20 protein-coding genes are annotated in these 25,132 nt (G+C 61.3%); 13 read left to right on the plus strand and 7 right to left on the minus strand.

Annotated features, from left to right (window positions below; all coding sequences use genetic code 11):
* The 3 genes from hemA to ispG form a co-directional block, all read left to right on the plus strand.
* On the plus strand, positions 1–1,222 hold a 1,222-nt coding region (gene hemA / locus A2I95_RS17725; protein ID WP_291731679.1), incomplete at its 5' end, for a 5-aminolevulinate synthase.
* 129 nt (positions 1,223–1,351) lie between these two features.
* Positions 1,352–2,557 carry a helix-turn-helix domain-containing protein gene (locus A2I95_RS17730; protein WP_291731681.1) on the plus strand — a complete coding sequence of 402 codons (1,206 nt, stop codon included), beginning with the start codon at positions 1,352–1,354 and terminating at the stop codon, positions 2,555–2,557.
* Positions 2,558–2,671: 114 nt separating this feature from the next.
* Positions 2,672–3,793 (plus strand): flavodoxin-dependent (E)-4-hydroxy-3-methylbut-2-enyl-diphosphate synthase, encoded by a 1,122-nt coding sequence (gene ispG / locus A2I95_RS17735; protein WP_291731683.1) that lies wholly within the window; start codon positions 2,672–2,674, stop codon positions 3,791–3,793.
* A 92-nt stretch (positions 3,794–3,885) separates the two neighbouring features.
* On the opposite strand, the gene A2I95_RS17740 is transcribed toward ispG, so the two are convergent.
* Together A2I95_RS17740 and A2I95_RS17745 are read right to left on the minus strand one after the other, a co-directional pair.
* Positions 3,886–4,650: a DsbA family protein gene (locus A2I95_RS17740; protein WP_291731685.1), complete on the minus strand. Its 765-nt coding sequence runs from the start codon at positions 4,648–4,650 to the stop codon at positions 3,886–3,888.
* The gene (locus A2I95_RS17745; protein WP_291731687.1) at positions 4,647–6,002 is read right to left on the minus strand and encodes a M48 family metalloprotease; all 1,356 of its coding nucleotides are present in this window, start codon (positions 6,000–6,002) and stop codon (positions 4,647–4,649) included. Before A2I95_RS17745 ends, A2I95_RS17740 begins: the two co-directional genes overlap by 4 nt.
* 22 nt (positions 6,003–6,024) lie before the next feature.
* Here A2I95_RS17745 and A2I95_RS17750 point away from each other — a divergent pair, with 22 nt between their 5' ends.
* From A2I95_RS17750 to A2I95_RS17765, 4 genes are all read left to right on the plus strand, one after another.
* A complete protein-coding gene (locus A2I95_RS17750; protein ID WP_291731689.1) occupies positions 6,025–7,170 on the plus strand; it encodes an aminotransferase class I/II-fold pyridoxal phosphate-dependent enzyme in 1,146 nt (381 codons plus the stop codon).
* 73 nt (positions 7,171–7,243) lie between these two features.
* The gene (locus tag A2I95_RS17755) at positions 7,244–8,461 is read left to right on the plus strand and encodes an N-acetylmuramoyl-L-alanine amidase (protein WP_291731692.1); all 1,218 of its coding nucleotides are present in this window, start codon (positions 7,244–7,246) and stop codon (positions 8,459–8,461) included.
* Between the two features lie 9 nt (positions 8,462–8,470).
* Entirely contained in the window at positions 8,471–9,259 is a 789-nt protein-coding gene (locus A2I95_RS17760) for a phosphodiesterase (protein WP_291731694.1), read from the plus strand.
* A 129-nt stretch (positions 9,260–9,388) separates the two neighbouring features.
* Complete coding sequence (locus A2I95_RS17765; RefSeq protein WP_291731696.1) at positions 9,389–11,890, plus strand: penicillin-binding protein 1A; 2,502 nt, start codon at positions 9,389–9,391, stop codon at positions 11,888–11,890.
* Here A2I95_RS17765 and A2I95_RS17770 read toward each other — a convergent pair.
* Complete coding sequence (locus A2I95_RS17770) at positions 11,884–13,863, minus strand: Hint domain-containing protein (RefSeq protein ID WP_291731699.1); 1,980 nt, start codon at positions 13,861–13,863, stop codon at positions 11,884–11,886. The two genes, A2I95_RS17765 and A2I95_RS17770, sit on opposite strands and share 7 nt — an antisense overlap.
* 235 nt (positions 13,864–14,098) lie before the next feature.
* Between A2I95_RS17770 and prfB the strand changes: the two genes are divergently transcribed.
* The 3 genes from prfB (at position 14,099) to A2I95_RS17785 (ending at position 17,796) form a co-directional block, all read left to right on the plus strand.
* Positions 14,099–15,226 carry a peptide chain release factor 2 gene (prfB, locus tag A2I95_RS17775; protein WP_291731701.1) on the plus strand — a complete coding sequence of 376 codons (1,128 nt, stop codon included), beginning with the start codon at positions 14,099–14,101 and terminating at the stop codon, positions 15,224–15,226.
* Between the two features lie 197 nt (positions 15,227–15,423).
* A complete protein-coding gene (locus tag A2I95_RS17780; RefSeq protein WP_291731704.1) occupies positions 15,424–16,833 on the plus strand; it encodes a hypothetical protein in 1,410 nt (469 codons plus the stop codon).
* Between the two features lie 192 nt (positions 16,834–17,025).
* A complete protein-coding gene (locus A2I95_RS17785; protein ID WP_291731707.1) occupies positions 17,026–17,796 on the plus strand; it encodes a DUF2189 domain-containing protein in 771 nt (256 codons plus the stop codon).
* A 2-nt stretch (positions 17,797–17,798) separates the two neighbouring features.
* On the opposite strand, the gene A2I95_RS17790 is transcribed toward A2I95_RS17785, so the two are convergent.
* Positions 17,799–18,596 (minus strand): helix-turn-helix transcriptional regulator, encoded by a 798-nt coding sequence (locus A2I95_RS17790; RefSeq protein ID WP_291731774.1) that lies wholly within the window; start codon positions 18,594–18,596, stop codon positions 17,799–17,801.
* Between the two features lie 98 nt (positions 18,597–18,694).
* Between A2I95_RS17790 and A2I95_RS17795 the strand changes: the two genes are divergently transcribed.
* Positions 18,695–19,189 carry a hypothetical protein gene (locus A2I95_RS17795; RefSeq protein ID WP_291731712.1) on the plus strand — a complete coding sequence of 165 codons (495 nt, stop codon included), beginning with the start codon at positions 18,695–18,697 and terminating at the stop codon, positions 19,187–19,189.
* A 33-nt stretch (positions 19,190–19,222) separates the two neighbouring features.
* Here the strand turns inward: A2I95_RS17795 and ilvN are convergent, their stop codons facing one another.
* On the minus strand, positions 19,223–19,783 hold the full coding sequence (gene ilvN / locus A2I95_RS17800) for an acetolactate synthase small subunit (protein ID WP_027258541.1): 561 nt from the start codon (positions 19,781–19,783) through the stop codon (positions 19,223–19,225).
* Between the two features lie 87 nt (positions 19,784–19,870).
* The gene (locus A2I95_RS17805) at positions 19,871–21,622 is read right to left on the minus strand and encodes an acetolactate synthase 3 large subunit (protein ID WP_291731715.1); all 1,752 of its coding nucleotides are present in this window, start codon (positions 21,620–21,622) and stop codon (positions 19,871–19,873) included.
* Positions 21,623–22,026: 404 nt separating this feature from the next.
* Here A2I95_RS17805 and A2I95_RS17810 point away from each other — a divergent pair, with 404 nt between their 5' ends.
* Positions 22,027–22,878, plus strand: a complete 852-nt coding sequence (locus A2I95_RS17810; RefSeq protein WP_291731717.1) for a hypothetical protein — start codon at positions 22,027–22,029, stop codon at positions 22,876–22,878.
* A 78-nt stretch (positions 22,879–22,956) separates the two neighbouring features.
* Positions 22,957–23,931: a hypothetical protein gene (locus A2I95_RS17815; protein WP_291731718.1), complete on the plus strand. Its 975-nt coding sequence runs from the start codon at positions 22,957–22,959 to the stop codon at positions 23,929–23,931.
* Between the two features lie 82 nt (positions 23,932–24,013).
* Here the strand turns inward: A2I95_RS17815 and A2I95_RS17820 are convergent, their stop codons facing one another.
* Positions 24,014–25,000 carry an MBL fold metallo-hydrolase gene (locus A2I95_RS17820; protein ID WP_291731721.1) on the minus strand — a complete coding sequence of 329 codons (987 nt, stop codon included), beginning with the start codon at positions 24,998–25,000 and terminating at the stop codon, positions 24,014–24,016.
* Between the last annotated feature and the right edge of the window lie 132 nt (positions 25,001–25,132).

Consider the following 25,132-nt stretch of genomic DNA (forward strand, 5'->3'; position numbering starts at 1 on the left):
GGACTATACCGCGAAACTGGATGCAGCGATTGCCAGCCTTCACGACGAGGGCCGCTACCGGACCTTTATCGACATCGAGCGCAAGAAGGGCCATTTCCCGCATGCGGTCTGGACCCGCCCCGATGGCAGCCAGCAGGACATCACCGTCTGGTGCGGCAATGACTATCTGGGCATGGGCCAGCATCCGGTTGTGCTGGACGCGATGCATGATGCCATCGATTCCACCGGTGCAGGCTCCGGCGGCACCCGCAATATTTCCGGCACCACAGTATACCATAAGCAGCTGGAGGCCGAACTGGCCGACCTGCACGGCAAGGAAGCCTCACTGCTGTTCACCTCGGCTTATATCGCCAATGACGCGACTCTTTCGACGCTGCCCAAGCTGTTCCCGGGTCTGATCATCTATTCCGATGCGCTGAACCATGCCTCAATGATCGAGGGCGTACGCCGCAATGGCGGTGCCAAGCGCGTCTTCCGCCACAATGACGTGGCGCATCTGCGCGAACTGCTGGAAGCGGACGATCCCAAGGCGCCCAAGCTGATTGCCTTTGAATCGGTTTATTCGATGGACGGTGACTTTGGCCCCATCGAAGCGCTGTGCGATCTGGCCGATGAATTCGGCGCACTGACCTATATCGACGAGGTCCACGCTGTTGGCATGTACGGCCCGCGTGGCGGCGGTGTCACCGAGCGCGACCGCCTGGCCCATCGTATCGACATCATCAATGGCACCCTGGCCAAGGCTTACGGTGTGATGGGTGGCTATATCGCGGCGTCGGCCAAGATGTGCGACGCCATCCGCTCATATGCGCCGGGCTTCATCTTCACCACCTCGCTGGCGCCGTCGGTTGCGGCGGGGGCGGCGGCTTCGGTGGCTTATCTGAAAGGCGCACAGGATCTGCGCGACAAACATCAGGATCAGGCCAAGGTGCTGAAATTGCGGCTGAAAGGCCTGGGGCTGCCGATCATCGATCATGGCAGCCACATCGTTCCGGTGATTGTCGGCAACCCGGTTCATACCAAGGTGCTGTCCGACCATCTGCTGGAAGACTACGGCATCTACGTGCAGCCAATCAATTATCCGACGGTGCCGCGCGGCACCGAGCGGCTGCGGTTCACGCCGTCGCCGGTGCACGGGCCCAAGGAGATCGACGCGCTGGTCCAGGCGATGGACTCATTGTGGTCGCATTGTGCGCTGAATCGTGCCGAACTTGCCGGGTAACATACTGATCAGTGTAAATTTACCTTCGGTGTGTTACGCTGTTGTCAATCAATGAGCGGATCTGAGTCGCAACTGTGATTCTTTCACCGCTCTGAACAGATTGCGGCAGGCAAAAATGGGACAGCAGGCATGATCGGGCGCTTCACCCAGCGCAAGCAAGAAGAGCATGGCGGAACGGCAAAACCGAAGGGTTTTGACGATTTTGAGCTGAAGCTCGGCGACGTGATGCGCGGTGAGCGGGCAACGATGGGAAAGTCGTTGCTTGATGTCCAGCGCGAGTTGCGGATCAAGGCGTCCTACATCGCCGCGATCGAGAATTCAGACCCTTCCGCCTTTGACACACCCGGATTCATTGCCGGGTATGTGCGTTCCTATGCACGCTATCTGAACATGGATGCAGAAGAGGCGTTTCAGGATTTCTGCACCGAAAGCGGTTTTACTGTTGCCCATGGCATGTCTGCCGAAGCGTCCAGCCGGACCAAAGGCGGCGCCGCCACGGCGGTGACGTCCACCGGGCTGGGCGGCGATGCCTTTGCCTCGCCCAATGCGCCGTTTATTCCGGCCCCCAGCAGTTTTCTCAGCCAGATCGAACCGCGTGCAGTCGGCTCGCTGATGGTGCTGGCGGCGCTGATCGGCGGCATTGGCTATGGCGGCTGGGCTGTGCTGAAGGAAGTGCAGCAGGTGCAGTTTGCACCAGTGGATCAGACCCCGGCGGTGCTGGCTGATCTTGACCCGCTCAACAGCGCGGTTCTGGAGATTGCCGAAGGCACCCAGGATCCGGCAGCTGAGGCACTGGACCGGCTCTACCGCCCGCAGGCGCTGGATGTGCCGGTTCTGGTGGCGCGCGATGCGCCGATCTCGACCCTGGACCCCTCCACGCTGGGCAACTTTGCTGCGCCCGAAGTGCCCTCGCTGGGCTTTGCCGAAGCCAGCCTGCCTTATGAGGGCGAGGGCTCTCTGCAGCAGGTGCCGCAGGTGGTGGCTGAGGTCGAGCCTGGCGTTGAAATGGTTGCGGTGCGCCCGTCCTGGGTGCAGGTTACCGCTGCGGACGGCAGCGTGATCCTGGAAACCATCATGGACGCGGGCCAACGGTTCGAAGTGCCTTTGACCGAAGACGCCCCGCGCCTGCGCACCGGCGAAAGCAGCGCGATCTACTTTGCGGTGAACGGTGAACATTTCGGCCCCGTCGGCGAACGCGGCCAGGTGTCCAAGAACATCGACCTGTCGATGGATGCGATCACCGGCCGGTTTGCGCTGGCCGATCTCGCTGATGGCCGCAACGAAGCACTGGCAACCCTGGTGGCCGAGCTGCAGGCGGACCAGCCCGCCGAGTAACTGTTCCCGGATTTGTGCCCGGCGAATCCCGCCGGAAGGGGCGGGCTGCCATTGCGGCGCCGCCTTTCAGCACGTATCTAGCTGCTAACAGGAACCAGCCGGGACGCATTCCTCATGTCGATCAACCATATCCGCCCCTGGCGCCATATCGAGCGCCGCAAAAGCCGCCAGATCCATGTCGGCAATGTGCCGGTCGGCGGCGACGCCCCGATTGCGGTGCAGACCATGACCAACACGCTGACCACCGATGTGGCCGGCACCATTGCACAAATCCAGGCCGCGGCTGAGGCCGGCGCGGATCTGGTTCGGGTGTCGGTCCCGGATGAGGCGTCCTCGAAAGCGCTTAAGGAGATTGCCCGCGAAAGCCCGGTGCCGATCGTGGCCGACATCCATTTCCACTACAAACGCGGGATTGAGGCTGCCGAGGCCGGCGCCGCCTGCCTGCGCATCAACCCGGGCAACATCGGCGATGAAAAACGCGTGGCCGAGGTGATCAGGGCCGCCCGCGACCACAATTGCTCGATCCGCATCGGGGTGAATGCCGGCTCTCTGGAAAAGCACCTCCTGGATAAATACGGCGAACCCTGCCCTGAGGCGATGGTGGAGAGCGGCCTCGACCACATCCGCATCCTTCAGGATCACGATTTCCACGAATTCAAGATTTCTGTGAAAGCCTCAGATGTCTTCATGTCCGCTGCCGCCTACCAGCAACTGGCCGAGGCCACCGATGCGCCGATCCATCTAGGGATCACCGAGGCGGGCGGCTTTGTCTCCGGCACCATCAAATCCGCGATCGGTCTGGGGCAACTCCTGTGGATGGGCATCGGCGACACCTTGCGCGTGAGCCTTTCTGCTGATCCGGTGGAGGAAGTGAAAGTCGGCTTTGAGATCCTGAAATCCCTTGGCCTGCGCCACCGCGGCGTCAACATCATCTCTTGTCCCAGCTGCGCCCGGCAGGGATTCAACGTGATCAAGACGGTGGAAACGCTGGAAGAACGGCTTGCCCACATCCACACCCCGATGAGCCTTTCGATCATCGGCTGCGTAGTGAACGGCCCCGGCGAGGCACTGATGACGGATGTCGGTTTCACCGGCGGCGGTGCCGGCTCCGGCATGGTCTATCTGGCAGGCAAGGCCAGCCACAAGATGTCCAACGAACAGATGGTCGACCACATCGTTGAAGAAGTCGAGAAAAAGGCCGCCCAGATCGAGGCGGCCCAAGAGGCAGCTGAGTAAGGCGCCTCAAAACGCCCTTCAACTCTTCACCTTTGAAAAAACACTCCGGGGTCCGGGGCAGCGCCCCGGTTCCGCCGGTCCCATTTTCGGCTTCAGCTTTGCTGGTCGCGGATCTCGGCGACCATGATCTCCATCTGATCGGCGGGCAGGTAGCCGCGCAGCAGCTCATTTCCCAGTACAAATGTCGGGGTGCCGGAGATTGCCATCTTCTGTGCCAGCGCGCGGGTCTGGCGAAGCTCAGCCGTTACTTCTTCGCTGTCCATTTTGGCAAAGATCGCCTCGGCATCCAGGGATAACCCCTCTGCCAGACGGCGCAGGGCAACCTCGTTCGGTTCACTGCCGAATTCGATCAGCGCATCATGCACCTGTTTATAGGCCTCGCCCCCAGCCACAAGTTTGGCGGCCACAGCAAACCGTGACGACAGAACCGAAGCTTCGCCCAGGATCGGGAATTCCTTGATGACCAGGCGGATATTGCCGTCGCCTTTCACCAGCTTTTCCACCTCGGGGGCTGCCCGGCGGCAATAGCCGCAACGGTAGTCCATGAACTCTACCAGGGTGATGTCGCCGTCGGGGTTGCCGCCAACCCAGGAATAGCCATCGTTTTGCAGCTCTGCCAGGTTGTCGGCGACCAGCGTGTCATCGCGGACAGCCTCGGCCTGCTGCTGGCGCTGTTCCAGCAGATCAACCGCTTCCAGGATCAGCTCAGGGTTCTCCAGCAGATAGGCACGGATCTGTTCGCCAAAAGCCTCGCGTTCGGATTCGGACATATTGTCGAGGTCCAGCGCCTGCGCCGGGGTGCTCAGCAGGGCGAGGGCGGTGGCAGCCGCTGTGGCAGCGCGGGTAAAGGGTTTCATTTTCGTCTTTTCCTTTTCTGAGCTTGTTCATAGGCCACCAGCACATCCTGAGCCCGCCGCGCGGCGGCGGATCCTGCAGGCAGCTGGGCGACGGCCCGTTTGGCATGAATTCCGGCGTCATCCAGACGCCCTTGCAAGGCATAGCGTTCAGCAGTGACCAGCGCCGCCAGGCCGCGTTGCCCGGTCTTGGCATAGGCCAGCGACATGTCGCGCAGCAGCACCTGGTTGCGGAAGTCAATGGCGCGGGCGCGTTCCATGGATTTGAGCGCTGCCCTGGGCTGGCCCGCTGCCAATTGCGCACGGCCATAGCCGGAAAGGATCAGCGGATCCTTGGGGGCAAGGCTGACAGCCTTGCCATAGGCGGCCAGGGCCGCGGACCATTGCCGGTTTTCAATCAGAATCTGGCCCTTGAGTTCGTGATAGAAGGGATCGGCAGGCCGGATTGCCAGCGCGCCATTGACCGCCCTCAGCGCCTTTTTCAGATTTCTCTGCCGGTGATAGGCGGCGGCCTCGCGCATCAGGCGCACGTCCTTGTACTGTTCCTCGCGCACCCGGCGCAGGGTCCACTTCGGCGACCGGGTAAACCCCGACAGCTTGCCGCGCACCCTAGCGAACCAGTAATCGGCCTCGGCACTGGTCTGGCCCTTGTCGCCATGCGCCGCCAGATAGGCCTGGGCGGCGCGGATGCGGTCGCGGCTTAAGGGATGCGAGCGGGTATAGGGATCCTGGCTGCCCGCACTCAGCACTTCCTGACCGGCAAAGGCGCGGTGCAGATCGACCAGCCCCTGCGGACTGACGCCTGCACGGTTCAGATAGTCCGCAGCGGACCGGTCGGCCGAGCTTTCCTCGGCCCTGGTATGAGACAGAAAACCGCGCAGTGCGGAATTTTGCGTGCCGATGGCAATGCCGCCCGCCGCGTCGCCCGCGCCAGCCGCAGCCGCCAGAACCGCAAGAGCCACGCCCAAACCGGCAGCGCTGTTTGCCGAGCGCAGGTTCTGCATCCGCCGTGCCAGGTGGCCATTGGTGATATGGGCCGCCTCATGGGCGATCACCGCCTGCAGCATCTCGGGGGAGGTCACCTTCAGGATCAGCCCGTAATTCACGAATATCGTTCGCGAATCCAAGACAAAAGCATTGAAGGCGGAATCGTTGACCAGCAGGATCCGGACCCGATTCGCATTCAGCCCCGCGGCCCGCAGTACCGGTGCGGCCAGCTTGTTCAGACCGTATTCCACATCCGGATCGCGCAACAGCGAGATCGACGCCGCCTGCGCCGCCGCTGCAAATTGAAACAGCGCGCAAAGCACAAAAGCCGGGATTGACGCCAGCCGGAAGAAACGGTCAAAACTCATGCGCGCACCATGGGAGATCAGAATGCGAAACTCAAGCCGATCCAGCGTTGATCCGTTTATTGTGATGGACGTGATGGAGGCCGCCCGCCAGGCCGAAGACGCCGGCCGCCATATCATTCATATGGAGGTGGGGCAGCCATCGACCGGAGCGCCCTCCGGTGCCTTGAAGGCGCTGGGGAATGCATTGAAAAACAACGCTTTGGGCTATACTGTTGCATTGGGTCTGCCGGAGCTGCGCCAGCGCATCGCACGGTTGTACGGCGATTGGTACAATGTTGATCTGAACCCGGAGCGGGTGATCGTGACGCCGGGTTCCTCCGGCGCCTTTCTGCTGAGTTTCACTGCTCTGTTTGACAGCGGCGACAGGGTGGGGATCGGCGCGCCGGGCTACCCGTCCTACCGGCAGATCCTCAAGGCGCTGGGGCTGACGCCGGTGGACATTCAGACCGCACCGGAAAACCGGCTGCAGCCAGTCGCTGCGGACCTTGCCGGGCAGGATCTTGCAGGGTTGATGGTGGCCTCGCCCGCCAACCCGACCGGCACCATGCTGGACCATGCCGCGATGGGCGCGCTGATTGATGCGGCGCGGGGCGAGGGGGCCAGTTTCATTTCGGACGAAATTTATCACGGGCTTGAATATGAGGCGAAGGCCGTCACCGCGCTGGAGCTGACGGATGAGGCTTACATCATCAACTCCTTCTCCAAGTTCTTCTCCATGACCGGCTGGCGGGTCGGCTGGATGGTGGTGCCGGAGGATCATGTGCGGGTGGTCGAACGCATTGCCCAGAACATGTTCATCTGCGCGCCGCACGCCAGCCAGGTGGCCGCGCTTGCGGCGATGGACTGCGAGGAGGAGCTGCGCGAGAACCTGGCTGTTTACGCGAGGAACCGCCAGCTGATGCTGGACGGGCTGCCCAAGGCCGGCTTCACCAAGATCGCGCCGCCGGACGGGGCGTTTTATGTTTATGCCGATGTGTCGGACCTGACCGCCGACAGCCGCAGCTTTGCCGCGGAAATCCTTGATAGTGCTGGCGTTGCCGTCACGCCGGGGCTGGATTTTGACCCCGTGCGCGGCGCCACGACGCTGCGGTTCTCCTATGCGCGCTCCACTGCGGATATCGAAGAAGGGCTGGCGCGGCTGGAGAAGTTCATGGCCGCGCGCGGCTGACCACAGAAGGCGGATTTTCAATTCCGGTGGAATTGCCTAGTCTGCGCCGAAAACCAAGAACCGGGGTTCAGGCATGGGCAGACTGCTTACCTTCATCACGCTGATCTGGCTGCTGGCAGGCGGCGCCTGGGCACAGGGATTCAGCGGGCTGGCACGCATTGATGCGCAGATCAGCCAGGTCCGCGATTCGGGGCGGGGCGCCGAGGTGGTTCTTGGGCTCAGCCAGGGGGTGCCGTACCGGCTGTTCACCCTGGCGGAGCCGCCAAGGCTGGTGCTGGATTTCCAGGAAGTCGACTGGACCGGGCTGAGGGCGGAGACATTGCTGCAGGGCGAGCAAATCACCGCGGCGCAATTCGGCACCTATGTGCCGGGCTGGTCGCGGCTGGTTCTGCAGCTGGCAGAGCCGATGAAGGTTTCCACGGCAGCAATGACAGTCGATCAGGTGACTGCAGCGGCCCGGCTGGCAGTGTCGCTGGAACCGGCAACCGCGGAAGAATTTGCCGCCAGTGCCGGCGCACCGCAGGATCCGCGCTGGGACCTGCCTGCGCCGCAAACCATGCCAGGCAAGGGCGCGCGCGATGAAAATGCGCCGCTTCTGGTGATGCTGGACCCGGGCCACGGCGGCATCGACCCGGGGGCGGAGACTGAGCATGTCATAGAAAAACACCTGATGCTGCAATTCGCACGTGAGCTGGGCGAGGCGCTGCTGCGGTCCGGCCAGTTCACCGTGCTGCTGACCCGCGACGATGACTACTTTGTCTCGCTGGAACGGCGCATCGCCATGGCGCATCAGGCCGGGGCGGATGTGTTCATTTCGCTGCATGCCGACACGATTTCCGAGGGCCGGGCGCATGGTTCCACGGTTTACACGCTGTCCAAGGAAGCCTCTGACGTGGCCTCGGCCAAGCTGGCCGAGCGGCACCTGCGTGGCGATCTTCTGTCCGGCACCGACCTGAGTGAAGCGGACGACAAGGTGACGGCTGTGATGCTGGATCTGGCCCGCCAGGAGACCCAGCCGCGCAGCGATGCCTTGGCAGTGGCGCTGATCGACGGGCTGCGGGGGCAGGGGCGGCCGATTAATAACAGGCCGCTGCGCTCGGCCGGGTTTTCGGTTCTGAAATCCGCTGATATCCCCTCTGTACTGGTCGAGATCGGCTTTTTGTCCAGCAAGCGGGACCTTGAGAACCTTGTGGATCCGGATTGGCGGGCCAAGGCCGCGCGCGGCATTTTGAACGGGCTGATTACCTGGCGCGCGCAGGACGACGCCCGCCGCGCGCTGGTGCGGCAATAGGGGCTTGCGGTGAAACTGATCTGGATGTCCGATCTGCATTTCGAGGCTGAGGGGCTGGTGCTGGGCCACGACCCGCGTCTGCGGCTGCAGGCTGCCGTAGACTTTATCGCCGAGCACCATTCGGATGCCGCCGCATGTCTGATCACCGGTGACTTGGTGGAAACCGGAACCGTGCGGAATTATCAGGCGTTGAAGGGATTTCTTGACGGCTTGCCGATGCCGGTTCTGCCGATGACCGGCAATCATGATGACCGCGCTGCGTTGCGTGCGGTGCTGCCGTTGCCGGCTGCCGCAATGCCTGAATTCATCCAATACCGCTGCGATTTCGGCGGCCTCGCTGTCCTCTGCCTGGATACGCTGATTCCGGGTGCGGCTGCCGGCGTCCTCTGCGCAGAGCGGATGGGCTGGCTGAAGGCAGAACTGGACGCGCTGAACGGGCGGCCCGTCATCGTGGCCATGCACCACCCGCCAATGACGCTGGGCCTGCCGATGCAGGACCCGGACAATCTGCGGAACGGGGACGCGCTGCTGACGCTGCTTGCTGAACACCCCAACGTGCTGCATCTGCTGGCGGGGCACGTGCACCGGCCCTGTTCCGGCACCGCGCGGGGTATCCCCTTTACCACAGCAAAATCAGTGCTGTACCAGGCTCCAGGCCCGCGTCCCGAATGGGCCTGGAGCAGCTTTCTGCCCGCTGCTGAGGCTCCGGCGCTGACGGTACTGGACTACTCCGCAGGCGGGCTGACCCTGCAGCAATGCCAGTTCTGTGACCACGGCTTGGGTGCTCCCGCTGCGTAAGGCACCGCACAGGGCGGGGAATTGTGCTAGAATTCTCCCATCTCTCTGGCATATATCCGCTGTTTCCTGTTTTGACCCGGGGGACTGCCGCACCTATATAGGCGGCACCCCGCGAGAAAGGCCAAACCCGTGCTCAGGTTCATACTCTCCTTCTTTGGTTCCATCTTCAGCACCATCACCCTTGGGGTGGCGATGGTGGCGTTGACCATTGGCGCGGTGTTCTGGATCTATGGGCGCGATCTGCCAAGCCATGAATCCCTGGCCCAGTACCAGCCGCCGACGATCAGCCGGATTTATTCCGGCGAAGGCCATATGATTGACGAGTTTGCCAAGGAGCGCCGCCTGTTCACGCCGTCGGCGGATATTCCGGACCTGGTGAAACAGGCTTTTATCTCGGCCGAAGACAAGAATTTCTACAGCCACGCCGGTTATGACGCCCGCGGTATCGCCGCGGCGGCGGTTGAGGCGGTCCGTTCGCGCGGGGCCAACGTGCGTGGCGCTTCGACCATCACCCAGCAGGTGATGAAGAATTTCCTGCTGTCCGGCGACCGCCGCGCCGAGCGCAAGATCAAGGAGATCATCCTCGCCACCCGGCTGGAGGAGACGCTTGATAAAGAACGGATCCTGGAGCTGTATTTGAACGAGATCTTCCTGGGCCAGAACTCCTATGGCGTGACGGCGGCAGCGCAGACCTATTTCAACAAGACCCTGGGGGAACTCGCTCCGCATGAGGCGGCAACGCTGGCCGCGATGCCCAAGGCGCCGTCGGATTACCACCCGGTGCGCCAAAAGGAACGGTTGCTGGCACGCCGCGACTACGTGCTGCGGGAAATGCGCGAGAACGGTTATATTTCGAAAGACGTCTATGATGTAGAAGTGGCGCAGCCATTGCGCTCGGTGCAGAACGGCGATTTTGAAGGCTTCCGCACCGCGCTGCCGCCGCGTGATTATTTCACCGATGAAATCCGCCGCCAGCTGACCCAGGATTTTGGCGAGGGCGAGTTCTTCACCGGCGGCTTTACCGTGCGCGCCACCATCGACCACGAGATGCAGGCCGAGGCGGCGCTGGCAATGCGCGGCGGTTTGCAAAAATATGACCGCTCCCGCGGGAAATGGCGTGGTACGGGCGTGACCCTGGAAGAGGTGCAGCTGGCTGATGAGGCCAGCTGGCGTGCGGCGCTGGCCAATGCTGATGTGTCCCGCGATACCGATCTGGGCGGCAAATGGTATCCGGCGGTGGTGCTGGAGGTTGACAGCAAATCCCTGACGGTTGGTGTTGAGGACAACGAGGGCACTGGCACCGTGCCGCGCTCTGACATCAAATGGATGAAGGGCAGCTTCGAGGACAATTTCACGCGCGGCGATGTGGTGCTGGTGCGGGCCGAGGAAAAGGACGGCGCTTTCAGCCACTGGTCGCTGCGGCAGGTGCCGGAAGTGCAGGGCGGCTTTGTGGCGATGGACGTGAACACCGGCCGGGTGCTGGCGATGCAGGGCGGGTTCTCCTACCAGCATTCGGTGTTTAACCGTGCGACCCAGGCGCTGCGCCAGCCGGGCTCCAGCTTCAAGCCGTTTGTTTATGCGGCGGCGCTCGACAGCGGCTACAGCCCGGCCACCATCGTGGTGGACGCCCCGATCGAGATCAACACGCCGCAGGGCCTGTGGCGGCCCAAGAACTCGTCGAACAAGTTTTATGGGCCAACGCCGCTGCGCACCGGTATTGAGATGAGCCGGAACCTGATGACCATCCGCCTGGCGCAGGAAGTCGGGATGCCGGTGGTTGCGGGTTATGCCGAACGCTTTGGCGTCTATGACAACATGGGCGCCTTCCTGGCCAACTCACTGGGGTCAGAGGAAACCACCCTGTACAAGATGGTGGCGGCCTATGCGATGTTTGCTAATGGAGGCGAGCGGGTGCAGCCGACGCTGGTCGACCGGGTGCAGGACCGTTTCGGGCGCACGATCTACCGGCACGACGATCGCGATTGTGTTGAGTGCGCAGACCCCGACCTGGTCCCAGGCCAGGCGCCGCGGATTGTCACCGACCGCGAACAGGTGATGGATCCGATCACCGCCTATCAGCTGACCTCGATGATGCGGGGTGTGGTTGACCGGGGCACAGCGTCGAGTGTGATCAACCTGCCGGTGCCCACTGCGGGCAAGACCGGCACCACCAACGATTCCCGCGATGTCTGGTTTGTCGGCTTCACCTCCAACATCGTGGCCGGCTGCTATATGGGCTTTGACCAGCCCCGTCCGATGGGCCGCGGCGCCTATGGCGGCACCATGTGCGGCCCGGTGTTCCAGCAGTTCATGAAGAAAGCGACCGAGAAATTCGGCGGCGGGCCCTTTGACGTGCCGGAGGGCGGCCATTTCATCAAGATCGACCGCTATACCGGTGCGCGGCTGCCCGACAATGCGTCAGGCGCCTATGTGGTGGCCGAGTACTTCCGCGACGGGGCCGAGCCAATCTTTGGCCTGACCTACGATGGCGGTTTTGCGATGGGGTCGAACCTGCCGCTGATCGAAGAAGTGCAGGAATCGGGGCGCAAAGTGACCACCTCCAGCGGCGGCACCGCCGTGCTGGGCCCCAAGGCGACCTTTGGCACCATCAGCTCCGGCGGGCTTTATTGAAGCAAAAGCGCGGCCTCGTGGCGCGCTGCGACCTGGCGCGCGGTGGCGCCATAGGTTCCTGTGCTCCAGCGCAGATCGGGCATGATCCGGAACAGTTCCTCGCGCACCGGAGTGTCCAGGGCTGAGACCGCCTGGGCGCCGGGATGAAAGCTCTCCGAGGGTGCGCCTTCGGCATAGATGATTTCATGCTGGTCGAACAGGAGATGCACATAGGTGACAGTGCCGCCAGTCTCCTGGCGGACAGTGCTGCCATTGACCAGATGCACCGCCGGGATCAGAACTTCGTTTTCGTCAAACAGCAGGGTTGCGGCTGCACCGCAAAACAGCATCCGGTGCTGCGGTGACACCAGCAGGTCGCGTTCAGCTCCGAACCACCCGGCCGGGATCCGCACCGGGGCCAGATTGCCGGTTGCAGGCACCGTCGATTGGCTGATCCAGCGCACCGGTTGCAAACCATTGTCGCGGGTGACCACCTGATCGCCCGGCTGCAGCGTTTCGATGGCGCGCAGGCCGGTGGTGGTGGCAATCCGCGTTCCGGCTGCAAAGCAGATGATGTTTTCGATACCCGAGAAGCTGACCACGCTGCCGTCCAGCAGTGTTGCCGTGCCGGTCAGGCTGCCGCCGGTATTGTCGGTGATGTTCAGCGTGCCCTTGTCGAGCTGGCCGTTGAAATCCAGCGTGTCGCCAGTGGTCTCCCCATCATCACCGCCCACGATGGTGATGTTGTTGCTGCCGCTATCGCCGGTATCGACGATGGTGAACGTGTCGTCGCCATCGCCGCCGGTGGCGGAATCCCCTTCGCCCGCGTTCAGGCTGTCGTCGCCATCGCCGCCGTCCAGCGTGTCGGCGCCGCTGCCGCCGGTCAGCGTGTCATCGCCGCCTTGGCCATAGATCAGGTCGTCGCCGGCACCGCCGGAAATACTGTCATCGCCGTCTGCGGGGTCTTCAGGCGGAACCGTGAAAGTGATGTTTGAGATCGTATAGTCGGAGCCGTCGGTGCCGTCGGTCTGCAGGTTGGCGGACAGAACAAGCTGGTCAAACGCGCCATAGCCGTTGATGTCGACAGTCCCGGTGCCTGTTCCGGCGACATCTTCGGTGAAATCTCCCTGGGCGACCAGGACGCCGTCCTTGTAGATCGCCCAATGGCCTTCCTCGCCGTGACTATCGGAAAACAGGTGCTTGAAGGTAAAGCTGGCGTCGGTTGTATCCTGATCAAAGTCGACGATCAGCTCTTCGGAAATGCCCGATGCCTTGTCATATCCAATTTGCGCGTCAACGCCGCTGTCGGAATCTGAAACCGCTCCGGCAACGCCAAAGGCGCCATCGTAATAGTCGATGTTGGCCGCATTGGCGGTGCCCGACAGATCCTTGGCAGTGACCGTAAAGCCGCTGCTGGTGTCGGTGACATTGGAATCATCGATGCTTTCCTGGGAATCTGCCAGGCCGGCCTCGGTGCTGCTGTCGCCATAGATCGTGTCGTCGCCGGCGCCGCCTTCCAGACTGTCGCCGCCTTCACCGCCGAACACCATGTCGTCGTCCGCACCGGCATCAACAGTATCATCGCCGGCGCCGGCCTCAACCGTGTCCTGATCGCCCGAGGCGCCGCCGCCGCTGCCATTGTCGATCTGATCGCCATCGCCGTCGGTGTAGCTGCTGTCGATGTTATCCGCGCCGCTGGTGCCGTCAATTTCGCCGTCTGTATCGGTATAGGCGGGCGGGCTGTCGGCGCTGGCTGAGCTGAAGGAGTCTGGCGGGCCCAGATCAGGCACAAAGTAAACGTTGCCGTTGGTGGCGAGATAGTAGACGCCGCTTTCAACCTCGTTGGTATAGGGCGTGCCGCCGTGCGAGCCGGTCCAGCTCCAATTGCCGGCGCCCAGGTTCTGATCCGTGGTGAAAGAGGAATAGGTGGACGTGATCGTATCGCCGTGATCCAGCGATCCGTCTCCAAGCTGGACTAGATACCCGCTGGGCATGATCCAATTCCCTAAATCCAAGGCGGCAGGCCGCCGGCGAACTTTCTGAAGCTCAGGATCGAACAGGCCGTGTTAATTCCACGTATTTTCCGGCCTGGAAAACATCCGGTATTTTAGATGGTTTTTCCGCAGCACCCGCGGCGGCCGGGCAGGGCCTGGCCGCTTGCCCGCGGCGCACGGGTGGTTTATCACGCAGGCCTGACCTGAGATTGCCCGGATATTGCAAGGATACCCCATGCGCGCGGAAACCCAGAACATCGTGGCGGACATCGAGAAATCGCTGGAGCTGCTGGCCCAGCGGTTGAATTGGGAGACCGCCGAATTCCGCCTGGAGGAGTTCAATGCGCGGGTTGAGGATCCGAATCTGTGGGACGATCCCGACGCAGCCCAGAAACTGATGCGCGAGCGTCAGGCGCTGGTGGATGCCATCGACACCTACAAAGGCATCAAGCAGGACCTTTCCGACAATATCGAGCTGATCGAACTGGGCGAGATGGAAGAGGATGAAGAGGTCATCAAGGATGCCGAGGCCGCGCTGAGCGCGCTGAAAGACAAGGCCGCCGAGAAGGAGCTGGAAGCGCTCCTGGACGGCGAGGCCGATGCCAATGACACCTTCCTGGAAATCAATGCAGGTGCGGGCGGCACCGAAAGCTGCGACTGGGCCTCGATGCTGGCGCGGATGTATGTCCGCTGGGCCGAGAAGAAGGGTTACAAGGTCGAACTGCAGTCCGAAAGCGCAGGCGACGAGGCGGGCATCAAATCCGCCGCCTACAAAATCACCGGCCACAACGCCTATGGCTGGCTGAAATCCGAGTCCGGCGTGCATCGGCTGGTACGGATCTCACCCTACGACTCGGCGGCCAAGCGGCACACTTCCTTCAGCTCGGTCTGGGTCTATCCAGTGGTGGACGACAATATCGAGATCGACGTGAACCCGTCGGATATCCGCGTCGATACCTACCGCTCCTCGGGCGCGGGCGGTCAGCACGTGAACACCACCGACTCGGCGGTGCGGATCACCCACATCCCGACCGGCATTGTCGTGACCTCCTCCGAGAAATCGCAGCACCAGAACCGCGACATCGCCATGAAGGCGCTGAAATCCCGCCTGTATCAGCAGGAGCTGGACCGCCGCAATGCCGAGATCAACGCCGCCCACGAGGCTAAAGGCGATGCCGGCTGGGGCAACCAGATCCGCTCTTACGTGCTGCAGCCCTACCAGATGGTGAAAGACCTGCGCACCAGCCATGAGACCTCGGACACCAAGGGCGTTCTGGATGGCGATCTGGACGGGTTTATGGGCGCAACGCTGGCGATGAATGTCGCCGGCAAAAGCCGCTCGGAGGCGCAGGGCGAGGACTGACCGGAAGCGGTTCTGGAAACCGCGCACGAGCTAAAAAATTGAAGAGCCTCAGGGTGCCTGCCCTGAGGCTCTTTTTCCGAGAGCGTTCATTTTACTGTCAACTTATGATACACTAAACCCTGGGAGTTCCGGGCATTGTTTCCGGTAGTGAAACCCCGTTTTAACAATTTCAGCTATTTAACGAGGAGGACTTTGCCATGGCCACGGTAGAGTTGAATCTGACCTTTGACGGTGAAACCGCGATCCCCCGGCTTGAAGGTCAACCTGACGTCAAATGGTTCGACCGGTTCATGAATACCTACAATGTTTTTGAGGGGAACCCGGACAACCGCCTTGTCGCGAACCTTGAACTTACGGACGAGGAATGGACGGCCAAGATCGTGCGGTTTGGAAATGACGCCGAAGACAACCTGACGACGATCACTGATATGGACAGCGGCGCAGGCCGCCGGATTGATTACCTGGAGGTTGGTTTCAATTCGGTGGTGGATCTGGACTCCACCCGCATACGCCAGATCAACGGCTGGGACGGGGAGAAACACGAGGTCAAACTGGGCAACAATCAGGACGGCAGCACGTTTTCCATCTTTCTGTTTGCCGAGGAAAACATCGTCACCACTGGCAATGCCTTTGTGTCCAACATCGAAACCGGCCTTGGCAGCAGTGATGCAGACCGCGCCAAGGGGGATGTGATCACCATCGGGACCGGCTGGGCCGGCACAGTTCGAACCGGCATAGGTGACGACAAGGTCGTGGTCCGCAAGGGGGGCGTTGAATATCTCAGCACATCGGGCGGCGACGACACCGTTGTGATTGGCAAACATGGCGCCGGCATCGTCCGCACCGGGGATGGCAAGGACAATATCCGCACCGGCAAGGAATGGGTCGAATTGATCTCGGCCGGCGACGGCAGGGATACGGTTGAAATCGGATCTGGCGGCGCTGGCATGGTTCGGTTGGGAGGCGGGCAGGACGTCGTGAAAGTCTCGGAGACTGATCCCGGTTTCGGACTGAACATCAACGGCGGCGGCGGCAGAGACACTGTTGATTTCTCGAATTTCGCAACCGGTGTGCGGTTTACGCTCGACTCGGGTGGCGCCTGGCAGAATCCGGGAGCGCCGGGCGGCGATTTGGATGCGGAGGGCGCCGGGTTCTTTCAGGAAACCAGCATCGAAAATCTGACCGGCACCTCGAAGGGAGACAGGCTGACCGGGGATGGCGGGGCCAATCTGCTTACAGGCAAGGGCGGCAATGACCGGCTGTTTGGCCTGGCTGGCGGTGATACGCTGAACGGCGGCGGCGGTGCGGACAGGCTGAATGGCGGCGGCGGCGCGGATAGGTTGAACGGCGGCGGCGGCAATGACACGCTGAAGGGCGGCGGCGGGGCCGACACATTTGTATTTGCGCCGGGCAGCGGCGATGATCTGGTCAGGGATTTCACGGATGGCACCAATATCCTGCAAATCAAGGGCCACAGCGGCGGCTTTGGCAGCCTGGTAATCGAAGATGACGGCAGCGACCGTCTGATCACACATGACGGCGGAACAATCCGGCTGGACGGCGAGGCGGGGCTTGGCCTGACCTCTGACGATTTTATGTTCGTCTGACTGCACATTGGGTTTTCCGGGACAGAAGGCGGGCCGGAAGGCCCGTCTTTCCTTTGCACGGGGTGGGAACTGGCAGGCTTGGCCGAATGGCTGATCCCGCAGAGTAATTGATAATATACATCCGGAAGGCATTTTTTAACATCGGAATCGCGGCTAGGCTGGCATTAACACCAAATGGGAGGACAAGCCGCGATGACCACCGAAAAGCCCTTTGGGGTGCCGCCGCTGCGGCCGATATCGACGCAGATGCTGTTTGAGGCACTGCGGCGGGGTTGGGCGGACTTCCGGGCGAAACCTGTGTATGGGCTGTTCTTTGCGGGCTTCTATGTGCTGGCAGGCTGGGCCATGGCCTGGATCACGCTTCAGACCGGCACCACTTTTTGGCTGGTTCTTGCAGCGATCGGCTTTCCGCTGATCGGGCCTTTTGCAGCGGTGGGCCTCTATGAGGTCTCGCACCGATTGGAACAGGGCAGGGGAATAGCAGTTGGCAGGATCCTTGGCGTGGTTCTGCAGCAAAGCCGCCGTCAGCTGCCTTCAATCTGCGCCATCATCATTGTGGTGTTCCTGTTCTGGTTTTTCCTTGGCCATATGATTTTTGCCCTGTTCATGGGCCATGCCACGATGACCAATATCTCCAGTTCAGCCGAGGTGTTCCTGTCCGCCAACGGGCTGGCCATGCTGGCCGTCGGCACCGCAGTCGGCGCGCTGTTTGCATTGCTGCTTTACATGATCACGGTGATTTCACTGCCGCTGCTGTTGGACCGCGAGGTGGATTTTGTCACTGCGATGATCACCAGCTTTCAATATGTGCAGCAGAATTTTCTGGTGATGATGATCTGGGCCGGCCTGATTGCGGCCGTGACCTTTGCCGCGCTGCTGCCGTGGTTCCTGGGGCTGTTTCTGGTGCTGCCGCTGCTTGGCCACGCCACGTGGCACATCTACCGCCAGGCTGCCGCTGAATAGGGTCAGCGAAAGGGCTGGCCAGTGTGCAGCAGCCGCTGGTGAAAGGGCAGAAGCTCCGCCTCATTGGCGAACCCTGCACTGCGTGCCGCCGCCAGAACCTGTTTGGTGTCGCGGCCCAGATGTTCATAGACCATCCGTGTCACCCGCTCGCCGGTTTCGTTTTCCCGGACAGTGCGGGCGACATATCCGGACCAGAAATTATTCTCCAGCGAGGCCACCCGGGCCAGGTAGTTGAAGGAATAGGTCATTGCATTGCGGCGGGCGATAACAAAGGCGACGCCGTCCTCGTGTCCGCTGATGTAGCCGCGGAATTCGCGGACACCGGGACTGGCGGGCAGGCCCTGGCTTTGCATCGCCTCCTTGGCCTCAAAGCCTTTTATGTATGTCACACCTGCGTCGCGGAACACATAGACCAGACCAATGACGAATTTGTCGTCATTGATGAAACTGCGGCGGGTAAAGCGGTAGAAACCGGACGGGAAAAACTCTTCCCGCAGCTGCTGGACGCCGCGGCCCAGGAAATCGGCGAGAAAGGCGCCGTTGATGACCTGGCCGGTTTTTGACAGCTTTTCCACCGGGTCGAGCAGAATGCGGGCATCCACTTCGAAAAACTGGCAGATGCGGTCCAGAACGTCCGGGCGCGGAAAGCTCTCGCCGGACAGATACCGGTTGAATTGGGTCCGGTTGATCCCCAGCTGCCGTGACAGTTCCGAAATCGACGGATATTGCCGTGACAGTTGACGCAAATTGGCGCCAAACATGTTTCTCAGATCGGCGGGGGATCGGGTATGGCTGGTCATCATTGCCTCTGATGGCGTGGCTGATTGCGGTACTTTAGCACTATCTGGCAACGCCTTATGCGAGAGGTTGGCAAAGGACTGCGCAGTGTTGAGCCTGTTTGGCGTCACATCTGTTGCTAGTTCACGTCACAAGGCTAGTCAAGCCGACACAAAATGCAATAGCGCAGCGCGTATTTTACCATGTTGGCGTCACCTCAATTGTTTCAGAATTGGAATGCGGCAATGCGAGGACTGGTATGATTGGAGTCGTTTTGTGGAGTGATGAATCCCTGAACAAAGCCGTTATTTGGTGCGATGATCAGGGTGACCTGGCTTTTTACACTAAAAAGCCAGGGGAAGACTTCCAGGAACTGAATCCAGGCGATTGGGTTGAGTTTGAATTAACTTTGAGCGGCAGTTGCAGGATTGCGGAAAATCTTGCGGTAATGCTGGAACAGGGCAGCCCGGGCCTGGCGGACCGGCTGTGTGCGGCGGCAAGCCGCGGCGCCGAAGCGGCGGATGCCGGGCAGGAAAACGGAACTGTAGTTCCCTTTCCGCAGCAATCTGTGAAAAAGCGGCGCGTTGCGGCGCCGCTTCATGTAAGCCGGGGCTGATACTGCCGGCCCGTCCGCGGGCCGGCTGCAGAGTCAATTGCCGCGCAGCAGCGCAGCGACGCCGGTGCGGGCAATCTCGGACAGGCCAAGCGGGCGCATCAGATCGGCAAAGGCGTCGATCTTCTCCGGAGCGCCGGTGATCTCGAAAACAAAGCTGTTCAGCGTGCTGTCAACCACATTGGCGCGGAAGATATCCGCCAGCCGCAGCGCTTCGACGCGTTTTTCGCCTTCACCGGCGACCTTGAGGATCGCCAGCTCGCGCTCCACAGCCTCGCCTTCAACAGTCAGGTCATGCACATCGCGAACGGAAACGATCCGGCCCAGCTGCGCCTTGATCTGTTCAATCACCTGCGGCGTGCCAGTGGTGACAATCGTGATCCGCGATAGGTGGCCGGTATGGTCCACCTCTGCCACTGTCAGGCTTTCGATGTTGTAACCGCGGCCCGAGAACAACCCGATGACGCGGGCTAGAACACCGGGTTCGTTTTCCACCAGCACCGCAATTGTGTGCCGCTCCTGCACATCCGAAAACGTCGGGCGCAGGTTGTAGGCGGAGTGGCGGGTGGAGCCTTTTTTAATATGCAGGGCAGACATTCGTGGTCTTCCTCTCGTATGTCGCTGCCAGGAAAATTCGAATTTTCCTGGCAAATTTCTTTGAAGAAATTTGCGGCGCTGCCGCGGTTACACCAGCACTGCGCCGCCGGCCTGAATAACACCTTGTGTATCGGCCTCGCCCAGCAGCATCTCGTTGTGCGCCTTGCCCGACGGGATCATCGGGAAGCAGTTCTCGTGCTTCTCGACCAAGCAGTCGAAGATCACCGGCCCGTCGTATTCGATCATCTCCATGATCGCATCGTCCAGGTCCCTGGGATCGCTGACGCAGATACCCTTGGCGCCAAAGGCCTCGGCCAGTTTCACAAAATCAGGCAGCGCTTCGGACCAGGAGTGGCTGTAACGTTCGCCGTGCAGCAGTTCCTGCCACTGGCGCACCATGCCCAGGCGTTCGTTGTTCAGGATGAACTGTTTCACCGGCAGGCGGAATTGCACCGCGGTGCCCATTTCCTGCATGTTCATCAGCCACGATGCTTCCCCCGCGACGTTGATCACCAGCGCATCCGGATGCGCCATCTGCGCGCCGATTGAGGCCGGAAAACCATATCCCATGGTGCCAAGCCCGCCCGAGGTCATCCAGCGGTTCGGATCGTCAAAGTTCAGATACTGCGCCGCCCACATCTGGTGCTGGCCCACCTCGGTGGTGATATAACGGTCATGGCCCTTGGTCAGCTCTTCCAAACGCTGCAGCGCGTATTGCGGCTTGATGGTTTTTTCCGAATTCTTGAAGTTCAGGCAGTTCACCGCACGCCATTCGTCGATCTGCTTGTGCCATTTGGCCAGCGCCTCGCGGTTCACCTTGCGGCCGCGTGATTTCCAGACCTTCAGGATGTCTTCCAGAACATGCGCCACGTCGCCGACAATCGGAATGTCGACCCGGATCACTTTGTTGATCGACGACGGGTCGATGTCGATATGCGCTTTTTTCGACTTCGGGCTGAAGGCGTCGAGGCGTCCGGTGATCCGGTCGTCAAAGCGGGCGCCGATGTTGATCATCAGGTCGCAGCCGTGCATCGCCATGTTGGCCTCGTACAGCCCGTGCATCCCCAGCATCCCCAGCCAGTTCTTGCCCGAGGCCGGATAGGCGCCCAGCCCCATCAGGGTCGAGGTCACCGGAATGCCGGTGCCGTCCACCAGCTCGCGCAGCAATTGGCTGGCGGCATTGCCGGAGTTGATCACACCGCCGCCAGTATAGAACACAGGGCGTTTGGCGGTCTCAAGAGCTGCAACCAGTTCGGTGATCTCCTCCATATCGCCTTTGACCTGCGGCTGGTAGTGGGAGGCAGCGGGCTTAGGTCCGTTGTAGGTGCCGTTTGCAAACTGCACGTCCTTCGGAATGTCGACCAGCACCGGACCCGGGCGGCCCGAGGTGGCGACATGAAATGCTTCATGCAAAGTGCCGGCCAGCGCGTCGGTGTCCTTTACCAGCCAGTTGTGCTTGGTGCAGGGGCGGGTGATGCCGACGGTATCGGCCTCCTGGAACGCGTCCGAGCCGATCATGAAGGTCGGTACCTGGCCGGTCAGAACCACGATCGGGATCGAGTCGAGCAGCGCGTCGGTGAGGCCGGTGACCGCATTGGTGGCGCCGGGGCCGGAGGTCACCAGGACAACGCCGGGCTTGCCGGTGGAGCGGGCATAGCCCTCGGCGGCGTGGACCGCACCCTGCTCGTGCCGCACCAGCACGTGGCGGATGTCATTTTGCAGAAAGATCTCGTCATAGATCGGCAGCACGGCGCCGCCTGGGTATCCGAAGACCACGTCCACACCCTGATCTTTCAGGGCTTGGACAACCATCTTTGCGCCGGTCATTTCACGTGTCATCTGCTTTTTGCTCCAATTGGCGGCATCGTCCGTTACGCATAAAAAAAGCCCCCGATTTCAAGTCGGAGGCGCATGGGTTCGATTATGGTTTACCGTTACCGGCCCATGCGCTTGGTTCCTACGATTACGACTAGGGTGGTCACGGCCACAGGCTCCTTCTTGCGTTGCGGGCGACATTATGGGCGCTGGACAGGGGCGTCAACCGCCAAAGGTATCAAAAAAGCGCTGTGCAGAGACATTTTCTTGCTCGCAACCCTGGGTGCGGCGACATTTCCGGGAATGCAGGGGGCCACAGTGATGCGGAATCGTTCAAAACCGGCACGCCGGTGTCCCGATTATGCCAGATCAGCGGGTTTTCCGCAGGCAAGCTCAACTCAAAAGAGTTCACAGGGAAGGATGCAAATATGGTTCAACTTTCTGATCTGGTCGATTTGGGGCGGTATCCGATCGACCGGCCTGGCTCCGAAGCTTATGCGCGGCTGATTGCGGATCTGCAGCGCGATCTGGGAGCCGATGGCTGTGCGGTGCTGCCGGGGTTTGTGCATCAGGATGGTATTGCAAGGCTGGCGGCCGAAGCCGAGGGGGTTGCCGAGAACGGCCATAAATCCTTCAGCCGGACCAATGCATATTTCAGCAAGGATGACACTACGCTGCCGCAAGGCCACCCGGTGCGCCAATTCTATGACCGCTCCAATGCCTTTATTCCTGCGGACAATTTCGGCGCGGACAGCCCGCTGCGGGCAATTTATGAGTTTTCCGGCTTCATGCCCTTCATCCGCACAGCCCTGGGGGAGCCAGAGGACCGCTTTTTCCGCTATGACGACCCGCTGGCCGATGTGATCATCAATATGGTTGAGGAGGGGCAGGGCTTTCCCTGGCATTTCGACACCAACAATTACACGGTGACACTGGCGATCCAGAACGGCGAGGCGGGCGGAGATTTCGAATATGCCCCGATGCTGCGCACCCCCGCGGATGAGAATTATGACGGGGTGGCGCGGGTGCTGGCGGGCGGCTCCCCCCTTGTGCGCAAACTGGTGCTGCAGCCCGGCGACCTGCAGATTTTCCGCGGCCGATATTCGCTGCACCGGGTCGCCCCGGTCGAAGGCCCGCGCAGGCGCTATGTTGGTATCTTCTCCTTTGTCGAGAAAGAAGGCATGTGCGGCGGGGTTGAGCGGACCAAACAGCTGTATGGCCGGGTGCTGCCGCGCCATTACGAGCGTGAAGGCCTGCGCGCCGACGCGTTGCGGGATTGATTGCTGCTTGACCCTTTGGCGGCAAGGGCTGCACAACTGCGGCAGGTCATCGCTTTTGCCGCCAAAGGAAACCAACATTTGCCGAAGGTCATTTTTCACCTGAAACAGCGGCAAATAGGCAAGATTTCCTCAAACCGGGGCTTTGATCTTTACCGGGTGATCGAGCGGATGATTGCGGATGCCGGCGCGGAGACGGAATGGCGGGTCCGGGACGCTGATATCCGGATCGGCACCCGGCAAGTCACCGACAGCAGGTTCGAGGACGGCAACCTGCACATCATTGATGACCGGCATGTGTATATGCCCAATGTGCTGAATGCGGCCCCCGCCTATTTGCCGGGATTCTGGCATCTTGATCCCAAGGGGATCCGCAGTTTGAGCTCGATTGGCAGCCGCCCGTTCCGGTCAGACATGGTTCCGTTCCAATACGCCAAGCGTTTCTATGGGCGGCTGCAGCAGAATTTCAAGGATCAGCGGCGGTCCCGCCACGGGCAGGAGCAGGAACATACAAGCCTTCCTGCAGGTGCGGTCGCGGTCTTCTTTCAGGGCAGCTACCCGCGTGAGACCGGCGCCACCCAATTCAGTGATCTGGGCATATTGCATGATGTTCTGGACGGTGCCGGAGACCGGGCGGTTCTGGTTAAACCGCATCCGCTGACAGCAGATGTCGAAAGTTTATCAGCCCTGCTGGAGATCGCCCGGCAGAACTCCCGTGTCATCCTCACCCAGGCAAACATACATGATATCCTGGCCGTAAGCTGTGTTTCGGTTTCGGTGAATTCGGGTGTTGCCGTCGAAGGGTTCCTGCACCGCACGCCTGCCATTCTCTATGGCAGCTCGGATCTTCACCACATGGCGGAAACTATTACCCGGCCGGGCCGATTTGCTGCCGCGCTGGAACGCGCATTGGCCTGCACCGGCGGCTACGCGCAGTTTATGACTTGGTACTTCCGGCGCAATTGCCTGGAGATCGGTGCGCCGGACCTGGAACAGAAGATCTGGGAGATCTTAGCCGGGGCAGGTTTTCCGCGGCAGCGGTTCGCATCGGGGTGAATTGGCAAAGGGCCGATGCCGGGCGCTCTGGGGGGGAGCGCCCGGCCAGCCGGGCACAACATTGTTGCGGCAATGCCGAGGATTACTCCGTCAGCGCGTTGTGCCCGAAATAGAGGAACTCCTTGTCCATGCCCTGCACGTCCGCCGCGGCCAGCGACAGCGATGCACTGTCCAGCATCTTGAAGCTTTTCTGATCCTTCACCCAGGCATCGGCGGGCTGCAAGGTCGACAGCGTATAGGTGGTTGTCTCGGACAGGTAGTGGGTGGGGATCACCACCTTGGGCTGGATCCGCTCAACCAGTGCATTGGCCTGTTCATAAGACAGGATGTGTTCCGAGCCGTCCACCGGCAGGGTCAGCACGTCAATCTGGCCAATGGCGTCCCAGAACCCATCCGCGGGGTCGGGCCGGTTGTCGCCCCAGATCAGCGTGCGTATGCCGCCGGTTTCCACCACATATGTCACCATATCCATATGGCCGGGATTGTTGGGCGGGCAGGCCTCGACACCGAACTCGGCAAGTGCATCGGTCCAAGGATACCAGCCCGGCGCCACGCAGGCATGTTTGTCGGCGTAGCCGGTGATCTTCAGGTCGGCGAATTCAAACGTGCCCACCATCCGGTCCAGCACCATGGTCGATTGCGGCCGGTCGATGGCGTCGTGATCGAAGTGGGTGTGGGTGGACATCGTGATATCCACCAGTGTCTCCGGGAATTTCTGCTTGAACCACAGCCCCCACGCGCCCGACGGATCATCCCGCCAGGGGTCAAACAGGATTGACGCCCCGCCGGGTGAAGTGATTTTGAATGCGCAATGGCCGTAAAAGTCGATCTTCACTTCGCCGTCCGCGAATGAGCCTGCGTTCTGCAAGTCTACCACATGATTGTTGTTGCCGGGCTGCAGCCAATCGGTGGATTGCGCCTGCGCGCTGGTGCTGCCCAGCAGGCTGGCCGCCGACCCCACGCCAGCAGCGCCTGCTGCCATGAAAAAGCTGCGCCGCGACAGCCCCGATGCCAAATCGTCCAAACGCCCGTCTAGCCGTGCCGGTTTCAGATTCTTCTTCCCGTCCATTGGTCTCAACTCCCTGTTTTGTTGTTCCGTCCGCCGCTGGCTGCAGCGATGCCAACAGGTTAGGCAGGGAATACGCCAAGGGGTGCCCCGGAAGATTATGGGGGTAATATGGGGAACGCCCCCGCAATCGAG

This window comes from Leisingera sp. F5 (assembly GCF_001593695.1).